This is a genomic window from Sphingobacterium alkalisoli (assembly GCF_005049105.1).
GTDB lineage: Bacteria > Bacteroidota > Bacteroidia > Sphingobacteriales > Sphingobacteriaceae > Sphingobacterium > Sphingobacterium alkalisoli.
This window is the reverse complement of the sequence record NZ_SUKA01000002.1, coordinates 124,026-138,856: the sequence shown is the minus strand read 5'-3', so window position 1 is coordinate 138,856 and position 14,831 is coordinate 124,026. Positions and strand designations below refer to the sequence as shown.

Sequence of the window (14,831 nt, the reverse complement as noted above, 5' to 3'; positions counted from 1 at the left end):
AATGAAACACGTAATCATATTTTGCTTTAGCCTCTTTTTTCTATCCGCTACACATGCACAGATCGGTTCTTATCCGAATATGAATGCGCCGGACCATACTCCGATGATGAACAGTACCTGGGAAGCGGTAGACAAAATGATGTACAAAGTTAGTACAGAAGGAAATAAAAAGGTCTATACGCCTCATTATCCAGCAGAATTGAAAAAACTGGAAAACAAAGTAGTCGAATTACCGGGCTATATGGTACCGTTGACCAGCGGCCGCAATCACAGTACATTTATGCTATCGGTACTACCTATTACACAATGTCAGTTTTGTGGTACAAATGGGATACCGCCCATGGTAGAGATCTTTATGAAAAAAGGAACCGTTAAGTTTACAGATGAACCGATAAAAATAAAAGGGAAGATGGTATTCAATCCCGAACCGTTAAAAGGAAATGCTGAAATTCAAATCGTGGATGCCGTGCTCTTAGATTAACGATTAAGCAACGATATTTCCAGTACGGAGGCCAATGCTGCAGTTTCCGTACGTAACCTCGCCTCGCCTAATGATAATGGCGTGTAGCCAATATGTAAAACCTGTTGGATTTCACTTTCTGAGAAGTCTCCTTCAGGACCTACCAGAATCAAATAATTTCCTTCTTTCGAGAAAGAATTCACGATGTGCTTTTTATCGCCGTCTATACAATGTGCAATCGCCTTCGTAGATTGCATATCTTGTTGGCTATCGACAAATCTGGAAAAAGAAACTGCAGGATTTATTTTGGGAAGATAGGCCTTTAGGGATTGCTTCATCGCAGCCACGGCTACTTTTTCCAACCGTTCTATCTTTACCTCCTTACGCTCCGAATGGGCACAAATAATGGGGGTAAACTCCTGTAGACCTATTTCGGTCGCTTTTTCTAAAAACCATTCGATCCGATCTATATTCTTTGTAGGCGCTACCGCAATATGAAGGTGATAGGTACTCGGTTTATAATTTTCTTCCACATGAAGGATTCGAAGGCTTGTTCTTTTGGGATGTGCTTCGATAATCTCAGTTTTATACCGGCCTCCTCTTCCGTCTACCAAATGGATAATGTCTCCACTGGAGAGGCGCAATACACGTACGGCATGTTTACTTTCTTCTTCGCTCAATAAAAAAGAGGTATGATGGGGTTGTATTTCAGGTGTATAAAAAAGATTCATCGTTCTTATCGCTCGTCCTCCTCGTCATGAGCTGTTTCGACTAAATCCAATTTTACAAACTCGATATTCTGCTGTGTTTTTTTCATAATGGTGAAGTTATACCCAAATTCTTCGGTAGTCTCCCCCACATCTGGGATTTTATCAAAAACATGGCTTACCAAGCCCGCAATAGTATCGTAATCCGAGCTTTCAGGTAATTCTAAGGGAAGGTGACCGTTTGCATCATGCACACTTGCTCCAGCGTCTACCATATACTCTGTGTCCGAAATCCGCTCTACCACCGGTGTTTCCTCATCGTACTCATCTTGGATTTCACCGACCAGCTCCTCTACAATATCTTCCAATGTAACCATACCTGCTGTTCCGCCAAATTCATCCAGCACAAACGCAATCTGTATACGTTTTAATTGAAACTCCGCCATCAAATCATTGATTTTCTTTGTTTCTGGAATAAAATACGGTTTACGCATGATGTTGCGCAACACGACATCTTTGCCTTTTACAATCAGCGGAAGAATATCTTTGGTGTGGACAACGCCCACAATCTGATCAATATTGTCGTCATAAATCGGAATCCGAGAATAGCCCTCTTCGGTAACCGTCCGGATAAATTCATCAATCGGATCATTAACCTCAACGGCAACTATCTTTGTACGGGGTACCATGATATTTTTAACGATTCGCTCGTTAAAATCGAATACATTTTTAATTAATTCATGCTCCGAATTATTCAATGCGCCGCTTTCCTTTCCTTTTTCCAACAAATACTGCAATTCTTCCGAAGAGTGGTTTGCTTCGCCGGAATGCGTTTCAATACCGATAAGTCTTAATAAAAAGTTCGCGAACCCATTGAGCAACCAAATAATCGGTCTAAAGAGATAGTAAAAAAACTGAAGTGGCAACGCAATACGCATAGTCGTCGCGACTGGCTTTTGAATAGCGATCGACTTAGGCGCCAATTCGCCAAATACAATATGTAAGAAAGTAATAATAGAGAATGCAAGTATATGTCCGGAATATTTTGCCCACCATCCAACTAATTCAATATGGAACACTGCAAACAGATTGTGTACTATTTCCGTCATCACGCGCTCTCCTACCCAACCTAGGGCAAGGGAAGCTAACGTGATACCTAACTGTGTAGCAGCCAGGTATCCGTCCAAATGTGCGGTAATATTTTTTGCTATTTTAGCAACATTACTTCCTGATTTTGCCTGAAGCTCAATTTGAGAAGCCCTTACTTTGACAATAGCAAACTCTGCAGCAACGAAAAATCCATTTGCAAGCACCAAAAATACAGTCCAAAAAATATCAAGCCCCATCTACTTGTTATAAGTTTCCAAATTCTTTCTTATACAGTTCGATACTCTCTAAAATGACATTTTGAGCGTAAGAGCGTCCGTATAAATTTTCGATTGTGACGTTTTTTTCTTCTAAGGCTTTGTAATCTTGGAAAAAGCGTACAATTTCTTTCATCGTATGCGGAGGAAGTTCAGATAAATCATTGATATAATTTACAGACATATCATTATTCGCTACTGCAATAATTTTATCATCCTGTTCGCCACCATCAATCATATGCATTACGCCTATTACCTTTGCTTCAATTAAACTCATTGGATACACATCCACTGAACATAATACTAAAATATCTAATGGATCTTTATCATCACAATATGTTTGAGGGATGAATCCATAATTAGCAGGGTACATAACGGAAGAGAATAAAACTCTATCTAACTTTATTAAACCACTGTCTTTATCAATTTCGTATTTCGCTTTTGAACCTTTGGGAATTTCTATAATCGCATTTACAGAATTTGGCAGGTCCTCGCCGGGAGAAACTTGATGCCAAGGATGTTGTGTACTCATTAATTTTTTACTGTTTGTTATGTTTATTTGTTTTTCTGTTTTTAAGCCATCTTTTTAGCAGTGCAATTGCTATAGGTAAAAATGCTATAGCTATAAGCGCTACAATTATGTATTCGACATACTCTATTATCCAGGGGAACTGAATCCCTAAAAAATAGCCCATAAGTGTCAATAAAGAGACCCACAAAACTGCGCCTATTACATTGAATAGCACAAATTTCCGAAAATTCAACTTGACCACTCCGGCAAATATCGGCGCAAATGTACGAATAATAGGAACAAACCTACCTATAACCAACGCTGTTCCACCATATTTCTGATAGAATTCCTCCGCCATGATTACATACTTCCGTTTGAACAGAAAGGAATCTTGCCGCTTGAAGAGCATAGGCCCCGTTCGATAGCCAAACCAATAGCCTACAAAATTACCCAATATACCCGCAGCTAATATTCCGAAATACATGGTCGTAATGGTAACGTCAATTTTTCCCAATGCACAAAACAAGCCTGCAAGAAACAATAAATAATCACCAGGAAGGAAAAAGCCAAAAAACAAACCGGTCTCCGCAAATACAATCAGACAAACAATGTAAAATCCACCATGACTTAATAGGTACTCGGGATCCATCAATTGCTGAAAGGACATTAAGAACTCTTGCATATTTATTTTTTAAATTCTCGAATAGTTGATTTCAAACTTAATTGGAATTTGTAATACGAGCGATAGATTCGCGGATATCCTCTGCAATCTTATTCATTTCGTCCGCTGGTAGGGAAAGCTTTGGCTTTTCAAAATTCATGTCATGTACATGATTTAAGGGGATCAGATGTATATGTGCATGTGCAACCTCCAGACCTACTACAGCAATCCCCACCTTACGGCAAGGGAACACACTTTTTATACCTTGGGATACAATTTTTGCAAAAATCCACATTCCAACATATCCCTCATCCTCCATTTCAAAAATATAATCTGTCTCCTTCTTCGGAATGACGAGAACGTGTCCTCTCGTTAAGGGATTAACATCTAAAAAAGCCAAATAATCATTACTCTCTGCAACTTTATAAGCAGGGATTTCTCCCGAAATAATTTTTGAAAAAATGGTAGACATATATCTAGCAATGTTAAAATAAGTAACAAATATAGCAAAAAGATATCAGCAAAAAAGGAGCTCCATTTTTTAGAGCTCCTTTTTCTGTTATTGATGAGCGGTTATGGCAATACCGCTCATAACCTAATCGTCTAATTATCTTGAAATATCTAATACTTCCAATTCTATTTCGCCCGCCGGCACAGATACTTTAGCGACATCGCCTACCGAAAGACCTAATAACCCCTGGGCAATTGGCGATTTTACAGAGATCTTACCTGATTTTAAATCAGCCTCTGTCTCCGAGACTAATTGATAAGTCATCTCCGCGCCATTTTTCTTATTTTTAAGTTTCACAATGGAGAGTGCCAATACTTTTGACGTATCCAATGTAGATTCATCAATCAATCGCGCACTTGACAACACTTCTTCTAGCTTAGCAATTTTGGCTTCGTGCAGACCTTGTGCTTCTTTTGCAGCATCATATTCTGCATTTTCCGATAAATCACCTTTGTCTCGTGCTTCAGCAATTGCGTTTGCTATTTTAAGCCTCCCCTCAGTTTTCAAATACTGAACCTCTTCTTTTAGCTTTGCTAATCCTTCTTCTGTGTAATAAGTTACTTCTGCCATGATATTAATTTAACTTAGTTATTTTTCAATTTCTTTTAAAAAAAGAAACAAGACCACATTATCCACCGAAGGACAATATGGTCTTGCTCTCTTTACGAAGATAAGAAAGTTCTTTTACATTTCCAAACTCACAGTACTAATCTTCGTCGACGAATTTATACCCCAGTCCCCTTACCGTCTGTAAGTAAGTAGGCTTATCTGGATTGTGTTCTATTTTTTTTCGCAGGCGCACAACATGCATATCCAATGTACGGGTATTCACATTAGAGCTGTAGCCCCACACGACTTCCATCAACTCTTCGCGTGTTATTTCTTTCCCCATATTCTGAAGGAAGTGCAACAAAATTCGATTTTCCAATATGGTAAGTTCGATTTTCTTACCATCTCTTAGCAGCGAATGGATTTGTGGATGATGCTCGGTACTCCCAAAGTTGTAGATATCTTTGCTGCTTTTCGGCACGAAAAAGCGCACCTTATTCTCAATCATAGCAACTAGGACATCCATATTAAATGGTTTAGTGATATAATCGGTAACACCGTAGCTATAGGCGTCGATTTTATCCACATCCTGGGATTTGGCGGTCATCATGATAATGATCTTCTCAAACCCTGCTTTACGCACAGCTTCACATACTTCGATTCCCTCCTTCCCCGGAAGCATCCAATCCAAAAGTACTATATCAGGCTGTTCTTCTAGAATCATCTTTTCGGCTTCCAAGCCGTTGCCGCTCTGAATGACATAATAATTCTCAGTTTGCAACCTATGACTGACCAAAAATCTTAAATTTTCGTCGTCTTCTATGACCGCCACTGTAATATCTCTATCCATAAATTAAAGTTTTTTAACATCTAATGGAAACGTAAGTGTAAAAATCGTACCAATACCAAGTTGGCTCTCTACTTTTATTTCTCCACCCATAAATTCAGTTATCTCTTTACAAAAAGCTAAACCTAAACCAATGCTTCCTTGTTGATTGAATTGGTTCTTTACGCGGTAAAATTTCTTAAAAATACTATTAAATTCCTTTTTATCAATACCAATTCCTTTATCTTCAAAGGTAATAACAAAATTTTTCTTGTTTTGTTGAACCACAACTTCCAAAACTTTCCGATCGACCGGCGAATACTTATATGCATTGTCGATTAAATTCTGAAATACACTATTCAGCAATACCGGATCAGCATACAATTCGTTTTCTACCTCAATGGAATAATCAAGCTTTAAATCCGAATATTTTAATTTAAATGCATCGAACACACGCTCACAAAATTCCTTCACATCGATATACTCGCCATTGAATTTCATCGACTTATTTTCTATCTGTGCAAAGGAAAGGAGTTTATTCATTAAACTATTCAATTTATCGGCTTCCTGATCCAATATTCGTCCGTACATTTCCCGCTCCTTGATCGAAAGGTTTTCAGCACTCTTAATGTTGTTGCCTGCGATCTTAATTACGCTAACAGGTGTTTTAAACTCATGGGTTAGATTATTGATAAAATCGTACTGAAGCTGATACAGCTTGCTGTTAATCATCACATTGCGATATATCAAGTATCCAATCGACAACATAATAAGGTATAAAGCGGATAAAGCTGCTATTACCGGAAAAAAGCGCTTGTTCACCTCTCTTCGGATATATTCACGAGACGTATCAAACTGCAATTTATAATCCGACAGTGCACCAGGCAATGGAAGCTCTGTACTGAGGTAGGGCTCACTTTCCATCACACCTTGTTCTACGATAGGCTTTATATAAATATCTTCATATAGGTTTGGATACTTATTTACAATTTTAATTTTCGTTGGGTTAATGGAGAACACAAACATATCCTGCTCGTATGTGCTTTTAGGTAAGTTTGCCTCTCCCATCATTGCTTTGTAAGCGACCAGATCCGAAATTCGTGGAATATTCATATACGTAATTTTACCTGGCTGTACGGAATAAAACACTTTATAGATTTCATTATCTGTAAGGCGGATAGAATCGGTAACCCGATCTAAATAGCCGACAAGTTTTAATACCATATTATTAAATTCGTCTGAATAGCTACGGTACTCATCTATATTCTGACGTTCGCTGATAAGCTTGTTATCTTTATTCAGGTAATAATCATAGCTCGATTTTGAAGAGATCACCAAATTATTAAATTTCACTCCCTTGGTCAGCGAATCTTTATTTGTGAAGATAATATCGAAGAACACTATTTTATCGACGAACGGAAATTGGCGTAAAACCGAACTAGATAACCCGGAAGCCTGAGTGGAATCAATATATCCTTGAAAATAAGAAACCTCCGGTATTTTTGTACTAAAAAACTCATTAAAGGGTTTAATGGATTCGTCAAATACTTCTACTTTACGATTGTTGAAATCGGTCTCCACAAAATTGACCGTCATGTTACGGGCTAGAAAACCTGACACAACAAACAATGTCGTCACCAACAGCAAAAATGCAAGTAGCAAGCCAAGATTTTTCCGATATCTAAAATCGAATTTATTCATTTAATTTAGATATGTAGCTAAAAATGCTTCCACTTCTTGGTAGTATTGAATTATATTTTCGTCCTTTCTAAAACGCTTACCCTCTTCCTCTTTATAAATATAACGAACAGGCACATCTCTATTTTTTACTTTTTGAACAAATTGATTAGCATCCGTCACACTACTATGCCTATCTTTTCCACCTTGAAAAAACAAAATTGGAATATTGACCTTTTCAGCGTGAAATAAAGGTGAGATCGCTTTAAATAGTTCATATTCGCGCGTGGGATGACCAATGATCTGATGGTATAACTTAAGATACTGTTGGTAATACGGCGGTATTTCTTTAAAATAGGTAAACAAATTGGTATATCCCGAGGAAGAAATAGCGCATTTATAGAGCGTAGGATTAAAGCAGGCTGCGTATAATGCGGAATATCCCCCAAATCCAGACCCCATAATTGCTATACGGTCTTTGTCTGCAATACCTTGATGGATAAGCCAAGTTACGCCATCCGATATATCATTTTGAATCTCGCCCCCCCATTGTTTAAATCCCGCGGTAAAAAATTCTTTTCCAAATCCTGTTGATCCCCTATAATTTACCTGAAAAACAGCATATCCTCTATTCGCCAAAAATTGAGCTTCGGCATTAAACCCCCAAACATCTCTCCGATTTGGGCCATCATGTACCAAAACAACAATAGGATATGATTTTTGTGCTTTTAATGGATAAGTCAGATAACCCTTTATTGTTCTACCATCTCTCGAATTAAAAGCAACCTCTTCCATTTCTCCGAAAGATCTTTCCGTCAACTTTGGATTTTGGGTAGTCAGCTCTACGATCTTGTCTTTATCCGCATGATAGTAATAGATGCTTCCTGGATTACGATCTGTATATGTCTTAAAAATAAGTGTATTGAACATAGAGTCAACGTCCAATATGTCTATACTGTAGTCGTCAAACTTCTTTTGGATACGATGGTAGATCCGCGCTAGCTTGGGATTATGAACAGTGACTTTCTTATGGTTTTTATAAACAGCGCTAAATAGAGGCTCTTGGTTAGAAAAAAAATACCCTTCTCTATTGACATCCGCGTCTTTATCTTCGAATATAACTTTTGTTTCCTTACCATGTTGAATCTCCATCTCTACCAAAGCAAGCTTATCTCGCCCCAGATTGGATAGGGCATACATACTGTTCACATTTCCTTTTACAGGGCCTAAAGGAAAAACGGTTGATTCAAAGTCAGTTTTGATTACACTGTTAAAAGGCATTCCTTCTTCCGTACGATGCCAAAAGGTCTCTTCCACACTGTCGCTACTCATCACCAACCGAACCTTGCCGTCATTTGACGCAAACCACGACGAAAAATTTCCTGGATTCTGATCGATCAATGTGGATCCTGCTCCGTCCAATCGAATACGGTATAAGTCAAAAACGGAAGAATCCCTTTTGTTCATCAAAGCCAAGATCGTACCGTCGAAAGAACGCGTGGTATTGAGCCATCGAATTCGATGGTCATCAACGGGGATCAACAGCTTTGAAAGCTCATATCTGACATCTATGGTGTACAAACGGAGACTGTCTTCAAATGACTGCGAATTGGAATAGACAATAGAATCATCGGTCGCCCAAAAAAAGTATTGCACATTCATATTGTCTTGGTAGGTCAACTGTTTGGAAGAATCGGGGTTTACAATATCTAGTACAAAAATATTCCGGCAGTGATCTTCCAATCCCAAATACGCGATCTTTTTTCCGTCGGGAGACAGCTTAAAGCTACTTTTCTCGGTTTTCTCAAAAAAATCTTGTATCGGTATAGTCCTTTCCTGAGACCCACCACAGGAACTAAGGAAAAATAGTATGTAAATATAAATAGTAAGTTTATTCGTCAACCACATCTTAAACACCTCTTATCCTCCAAATATTAGAAAATTTTAACACTTCTATTGCATTGCAACCTTAATTTTACAGCAATCTATAGGCTAAAGATAAAAAAACACGAAACCGAAAAGTAAAAAATATTGTATTTTTACGGCATGTACTTATACAACATTTCTATTATCGTAGACGACGAGAACCATCAACAGCTGATAAATTGGGTAAAAACAACTTGGCTTTCGAAAATCGAAAACGAGGTGAAATTTTTAAAAATGCTAGATACACCGCACGAAGGTTGGACCTACTGTGTACAAATTATTACCGATAATAAGCAAGCTATTCATTCTTTCCAACAAGACCACGTATCCTTACTTCAAGAACACATCGCGTTAAACTATCTAGAAAAAGCATTTATATTCGACAGTATTATGGAGTATATCGTCGGTAACAGCGAAAGCAATTAAAATAGAAGTCATTAATGTTGGAACGGGGACACTCTTTCTTCTTTGTTACGGTATTTTTTGTACCATAACACACCAACGCCAGCGCCTACAATAAAAGGAATCGATAACAGGAACAAAATACCATCATTTAGCCCTTTGCCTTGTGTGTTTTCACCCTGTGTGCTATTTTCCGCATTCAATGAACACATGGCACATTGTGCAACCGCTGTATTCGGCTGAATAGTTATTGCAAAATAAACTAAAAGAAGAACTAATAATATCGATCCCTTCATGATACAAACTTACAAATTAAAACTCAATTGGTATTACGGACTAGTTTTTAAAAGGACATCGAATTTCTCCCAAAAACCATCTATTGGCAATGGCGCTGTTAACATGACGGACTCTTCTTTTATCGGATGAACAAATTCCAATGACCTGGAGTGCAAACAAATGGTACGACGAATACTGCCTCGAGGGTACCCATATTTGTTATCTCCGACAATAGGGCATCCCATATAGGCTAGCTGACATCGAATTTGGTGCGTACGGCCGGTAAGTGGTTTTACTTCCAATAAATAATATCCTTCTAAGTGCCCGACAATCCGATAATCCAACTCTGCATAAGTTCCATTTTTCACTTCACGATCATACGCTTTGGTAATCATTTTTTTACGATCCCGGAGCAACCAATTGGTCAGCTTACCGGAGATTCGCTCTGGCTTATTCTTCACTAACGCCAAATAGGTCTTTTCTATTTTCCTATCGTGAAAAAGACGGTTCATGCGATCCAGTCCTTTGCTTGTTTTAGCCAGCAAAATCATACCACTAACAGGACGGTCTAAGCGGTGAATAACCCCGACAAAAGCTTCATTCGGTTTGCTATATTTAATCTTTAGATACTCCTTTACCATTTCTTCGAGCGATTTATCGCCAGAAGGATCTACCTGCACAATATCACCACCCCGTTTATTGACAGCGATATAATGATTATCTTCAAATAAGATGTCTTTGTCGGTAATTTTTTCCATTGCCTCCATGCCGCTACTTCCCTTCCTGCAGACTATCTAGCGGCTTTGCTTCCTCCTTTGCTTTTTTCTTAAAGAATCCTCTTAGCAAAAAGTTACTTTGTAAGGCTTCCATATTCTGATCTAGCTTTTGCGTACTCAGATTCAGATTTCTTAAAATTTGCTTGATCTCATCGGCGGCAGCAGGATCATTTGTCAATACACCAATTGCATTATCCGGACTATTTAACCTTGCCGAGGTTTCATTCAGGTTATTCATCAAAGCTGTTGCAGTCTGTGTAACACCTTGTAGTTGAGCAGCGGACTCCCTTAGACTTGCAAACACTTCGGTATCCGTTGTCAAATCATGGATTAAGCCTTCGTTATTGTTAAGCTTTTTCGTCAAGACTGCCAAGTTTGCAGAGGCTTGACTGGCATCAGACATTACTTTATTCAAACTATTGAGTGACCCAGCTAACGATGCAGTAATAGTTGAATCGGTAAGTAAAGCGCCTACAACCCCTTTTCCCTCGACCATATCTTTGGATATCAATGCAAAGTTTTTCGTGATTTCCACTAAATTCTCATTGTTGGTCTGCAATGTGGCGAACATCGCTTCCGTATCCGTTCCTTTTTCAGAATCGATTACATCCTCATTTTTAATCGGCGGAGCTTCGTTCGATCCTCCAACAAGGTTTACGATAGAATTACCGATTAAACCATCTGAACCCAATTTAGCGACTACGTCTTCACGGATAAACTCACTGGATTTCTCTTCGATATGCATTACGACTTTCACATCGTCGATACTTTGAAATTTAATCTCTTTCACGATACCGACCTTCACTCCCGAAAACCACACATTATTCCCAACCTTTAATCCCTTGACATCATCAAAATAGGTGGTAACGACTAGATTCTTACTGAATTTATTTTGTTGCGTACCTAAAACAAGTATTCCTGCTACCAGTATAACTAACCCTAATAACACAAATAATCCTACCGTTATCGACCGCTTTTTTTCACTTGTACTCATATGTTTTATACAATAAAATTATAATCATAAAATGGCTTAACACGTTCATCTTCCGTATCAAAAATTTCTTCAAACGTACCCTGTCGTTCAAATTTTCCGTCAAGTAACATAACCATCCGATCCCCAACCATCTTCGCACACGCCAAATCATGCGTAATGATAATCGATGATGTATTATACCGTTCCTGAACTTCGTTTATCAGGGAATTGATATCCAGGCAGGTTATTGGATCCAAGCCAGCAGTAGGTTCATCATACAGCATAATATCGGGTCGCAAAATTAACGTCCGTGCGACGCCAATACGCTTGCGTTGTCCTCCCGAAAGCTCTGAGGGCATTTGGTTGATCGCTTGTGAAAGCCCGACGCCTTCCAACACCTCCTCTACTTCCTTATCAATTTCTGCCCGCGTTAAGTTTCGCTTATTTCTGACCAACGGAAATTCAAGGTTTTCACGAACAGTCATACTATCATAGAGTGCACTATTTTGGAACGAGAATCCGATACGTTGACGGAGCGTTCTTAACTCCCGTTCATCCAATTTATTAACCAGCTCCCCCAATACCATAAGATCGCCTTGATCGGGTTTCAAAAGACCAGAGATTAATTTAATCAACACAGACTTTCCGGTTCCAGATCGACCCAGTACGACTAGGTTTTCGCCATTATAAAGCTTCAAATCTACGTCACGGAGAACATGCAAATCGCCAAATGATTTACTGACCTTATCCACATGGATGACTACATCTTCGAAGTTTATGTTTTTAATCGCCTTTTCCATGGTTTAAAAGAAAGATAAAACTTGTACAATTAGTAGCTCTTCAATGAAAACCAAAAACATGGAGGATACAACTGCGGAATTCGCTGCTTTACCAACACCCTCGGTTCCTTTAGAAGAATAATAGCCGACATAACAACTTGCAAAACCGATTGTAAAACCAAATACGACTGCCCGTATTACCATCGCAAATACATCTTTAACGGCTATCGATTCAAAAACCTGGTTAAAGAAGCTCAAAATACTGATATCATCCTTGGCTATAATACTGAGGTATCCACCAAATAACCCAATACCTGCAACATAAAAACATAGTACAGGGATCATAGTGGTGGTTGCAATAATCCGACTTACAATTAAAAATTTGGTTGGATTGGTACCAGACACTTCCATAGCGTCTATCTGTTCCGTCACATTCATCGAGCTGAGCTCTGCTCCGATTTGAGAGCCGACCTTTCCAGAAGCAATCAACGCCGTCACTAAAGGAGCCAGCGCTCTTACAATAGCAATTGAAATCAAAGAAGGCAACCACGAGGTCGCCCCAAACTCTTCCAAGGAAGGACGTGATTGTTTAGTAAATACGAAACCAACGATAAATCCAGTCAAACTGATCAGTGGAAACGACTTCCAACCAATTTCATAACATTGCCTTATGATCTCTTTAAATTCAAAGGGAGGAGTAACCAATTCACGTAAAAATCGAATAAAAAAACGATGTATTCTCGCGAATTCAATAAGTAGACTTTCTATTTTCCTTCCCATTAATTTTCTGAAGTTAGTATTTTAACTAAATATAATCACACAAAGTTGGGCAAATGTACAAACTTTTTATGTTCTTAATGAAGGCATTTAAATGATTAAACAACTTAAGAATATCAATTAAAGGTAAAATGTTTTATGATTGTACAAAAAAAGCGCATTAAACCTTCTCTCTTATTTTGTGGTCATATTAAGAAAACAGAGATTATTTATTTCAAATAAAAGGATATTATGGACACTCGGATAACAATACAGCGGATTCTCGTAATCGTCTTCCTAATAATAGGCACCTTCTCCGTTAACAAGATTAAGGCGCAAGGATATGGAGCAATGTCTTTAGACGTATTTTACAATGAACTATCACCTTATGGATATTGGGAAAACGACCCATCGTATGGAGACATTTGGTTTCCCGATGCCGGCTCAGATTTCCGTCCTTATAGTTCCAATGGATATTGGACGATGACCGAGTATGGTAACACGTGGGTATCAAACTATCCATGGGGATGGGCTCCTTTCCATTATGGCAGGTGGGTCTACACCAATTACAGAGGGTGGGGCTGGATACCCGGATACGAATGGGGACCAGCTTGGGTAGATTGGCGTTCGGGAGACGGTTATTATGGATGGGCTCCGATGGCGCCACGTATCAATGTAAGCGTGTCGATCGGTTTACCTGTAAATTTATGGATATTCGCACCTACCCGTCATATTTTTGCGAGAGATATGTACAGATATTGTTATCCAGGAAGATCTAACTTCTTTAACCGCACAACGATCATACACAACACCTACGTTGTCAACAATCATCACTACTATGGTGGCCCTTCACGTAGGGACTTAGAGCGTAGACTTGGTCGTCGCGTTGCTGTGCGGAGCGTACGGCATTCAGATCGCCCGGGAGCTTCACGTACCGACAGTCGTTCGGTCTCTATCTACAGACCTGATCGTGACAACAGCAGAAGCACACGCTCTTCGTCGCGTAGCAATACAGTTTCCGGAGATAATAGCCGTCGTCCGGAAGCAAACACTTCTCGCACGAATGGTCGCAATAATACTGCTGGACGAGTGGAAAGTAGTAGGACACCGAATCGTCAAGATGCAACCACGGGTCGCACTAACGAATCGAGGACAAATAACACACGGGAAATGAGGATAGACCGAAATGGGAATGCAACAATTACAAACGGAAACAGCCGCAGATCCAGCAACACAGCAAATCAGTCTGCACCACGAACGGAACAGTCAAATCGTGTTGGCACAAATACAAACCGGAATGCTCCCGTTCAAAATCAACAACGAGCTAGCAGATCGGAAAAAGCTACAACTACTCCTCAACGGGAGGTTAGGGAGCAGAATCGGTCATCCGCGGAGCGGAACAATAGGCAGCAAGCTACACCTCCGGTTCAGCGTCAGCCACAACAGAGAGAGCAACGGAGTCAACCTCGCACCAACCAAAATACTCCGCAAAGAGTACAACAGGCGAGTGTGCGTGAATCGCGTCCGTCTCCTACTCGCGTGCAAAAAAGCTCAACGGTGAGCCGCCAGACCACATCTTCCAATCGCAGCAATAGCAATGAAAGAAGCAACGGAAGAGGACGTCGATAGTATTACATCTTAATAATTTAATTGAAACAAAAGCGGGCTGGATATAAT

The 14,831-nt window shown here is 39.3% G+C and carries 17 protein-coding genes; 3 read left to right on the top strand and 14 right to left on the bottom strand.

Going from position 1 to position 14,831, the window contains the following annotated elements; all coding sequences use genetic code 11:
• Nucleotide 1 precedes the first annotated feature (1 nt).
• Entirely contained in the window at nt 2-481 is a 480-nt protein-coding gene (locus FAZ19_RS06330; RefSeq protein WP_136819885.1) for a hypothetical protein, read from the top strand.
• On the opposite strand, the gene FAZ19_RS06325 is transcribed toward FAZ19_RS06330, so the two are convergent.
• The 9 genes from FAZ19_RS06325 to FAZ19_RS06285 form a co-directional block, all read right to left on the bottom strand.
• Nucleotides 478-1,191, bottom strand: a complete 714-nt coding sequence (locus FAZ19_RS06325) for a 16S rRNA (uracil(1498)-N(3))-methyltransferase (RefSeq protein WP_136819884.1) — start codon at nt 1,189-1,191, stop codon at nt 478-480. The genes FAZ19_RS06330 and FAZ19_RS06325 overlap by 4 nt on opposite strands.
• 5 nt (nt 1,192-1,196) lie before the next feature.
• A complete protein-coding gene (locus tag FAZ19_RS06320; protein ID WP_136819883.1) occupies nt 1,197-2,513 on the bottom strand; it encodes a hemolysin family protein in 1,317 nt (438 codons plus the stop codon).
• A gap of 7 nt (nt 2,514-2,520) precedes the next feature.
• Nucleotides 2,521-3,063 (bottom strand): inorganic diphosphatase, encoded by a 543-nt coding sequence (locus tag FAZ19_RS06315; protein WP_136819882.1) that lies wholly within the window; start codon nt 3,061-3,063, stop codon nt 2,521-2,523.
• A 7-nt stretch (nt 3,064-3,070) separates the two neighbouring features.
• Nucleotides 3,071-3,724: a DedA family protein gene (locus FAZ19_RS06310; RefSeq protein ID WP_136819881.1), complete on the bottom strand. Its 654-nt coding sequence runs from the start codon at nt 3,722-3,724 to the stop codon at nt 3,071-3,073.
• A gap of 37 nt (nt 3,725-3,761) precedes the next feature.
• Nucleotides 3,762-4,175 carry an HIT family protein gene (locus FAZ19_RS06305; RefSeq protein WP_136819880.1) on the bottom strand — a complete coding sequence of 138 codons (414 nt, stop codon included), beginning with the start codon at nt 4,173-4,175 and terminating at the stop codon, nt 3,762-3,764.
• A 135-nt stretch (nt 4,176-4,310) separates the two neighbouring features.
• Nucleotides 4,311-4,784: a transcription elongation factor GreA gene (gene greA / locus FAZ19_RS06300; RefSeq protein ID WP_136819879.1), complete on the bottom strand. Its 474-nt coding sequence runs from the start codon at nt 4,782-4,784 to the stop codon at nt 4,311-4,313.
• 136 nt (nt 4,785-4,920) lie between these two features.
• Nucleotides 4,921-5,613, bottom strand: coding sequence for a response regulator transcription factor (locus FAZ19_RS06295; protein WP_136819878.1), 693 nt, complete (start codon nt 5,611-5,613; stop codon nt 4,921-4,923).
• Nucleotides 5,614-5,616: 3 nt separating this feature from the next.
• Complete coding sequence (locus tag FAZ19_RS06290; protein ID WP_136819877.1) at nt 5,617-7,290, bottom strand: sensor histidine kinase; 1,674 nt, start codon at nt 7,288-7,290, stop codon at nt 5,617-5,619.
• Entirely contained in the window at nt 7,291-9,174 is a 1,884-nt protein-coding gene (locus FAZ19_RS06285) for a S9 family peptidase (protein WP_136819876.1), read from the bottom strand.
• Nucleotides 9,175-9,312: 138 nt separating this feature from the next.
• Here FAZ19_RS06285 and FAZ19_RS06280 point away from each other — a divergent pair, with 138 nt between their 5' ends.
• Complete coding sequence (locus tag FAZ19_RS06280; protein WP_136819875.1) at nt 9,313-9,618, top strand: DUF4286 family protein; 306 nt, start codon at nt 9,313-9,315, stop codon at nt 9,616-9,618.
• Between the two features lie 11 nt (nt 9,619-9,629).
• Here FAZ19_RS06280 and FAZ19_RS06275 read toward each other — a convergent pair whose 3' ends face one another.
• The 5 genes from FAZ19_RS06275 to FAZ19_RS06255 are packed head-to-tail and all read right to left on the bottom strand — an operon-like array spanning nt 9,630 to nt 13,178.
• Complete coding sequence (locus FAZ19_RS06275) at nt 9,630-9,890, bottom strand: hypothetical protein (protein WP_136819874.1); 261 nt, start codon at nt 9,888-9,890, stop codon at nt 9,630-9,632.
• 33 nt (nt 9,891-9,923) lie between these two features.
• A complete protein-coding gene (locus tag FAZ19_RS06270; protein WP_136819873.1) occupies nt 9,924-10,628 on the bottom strand; it encodes an RluA family pseudouridine synthase in 705 nt (234 codons plus the stop codon).
• 13 nt (nt 10,629-10,641) lie between these two features.
• Nucleotides 10,642-11,640: an MlaD family protein gene (locus FAZ19_RS06265; protein ID WP_136819872.1), complete on the bottom strand. Its 999-nt coding sequence runs from the start codon at nt 11,638-11,640 to the stop codon at nt 10,642-10,644.
• Nucleotides 11,641-11,645: 5 nt separating this feature from the next.
• Nucleotides 11,646-12,419 (bottom strand): ABC transporter ATP-binding protein, encoded by a 774-nt coding sequence (locus tag FAZ19_RS06260; protein ID WP_136819871.1) that lies wholly within the window; start codon nt 12,417-12,419, stop codon nt 11,646-11,648.
• A 3-nt stretch (nt 12,420-12,422) separates the two neighbouring features.
• Entirely contained in the window at nt 12,423-13,178 is a 756-nt protein-coding gene (locus FAZ19_RS06255) for an MlaE family ABC transporter permease (RefSeq protein ID WP_136819870.1), read from the bottom strand.
• A 228-nt stretch (nt 13,179-13,406) separates the two neighbouring features.
• On the opposite strand from FAZ19_RS06255, the gene FAZ19_RS06250 reads away from it, so the two are divergent.
• On the top strand, nt 13,407-14,783 hold the full coding sequence (locus tag FAZ19_RS06250) for a DUF6600 domain-containing protein (RefSeq protein ID WP_136819869.1): 1,377 nt from the start codon (nt 13,407-13,409) through the stop codon (nt 14,781-14,783).
• The last annotated feature ends 48 nt before the right edge of the window (nt 14,784-14,831 follow it).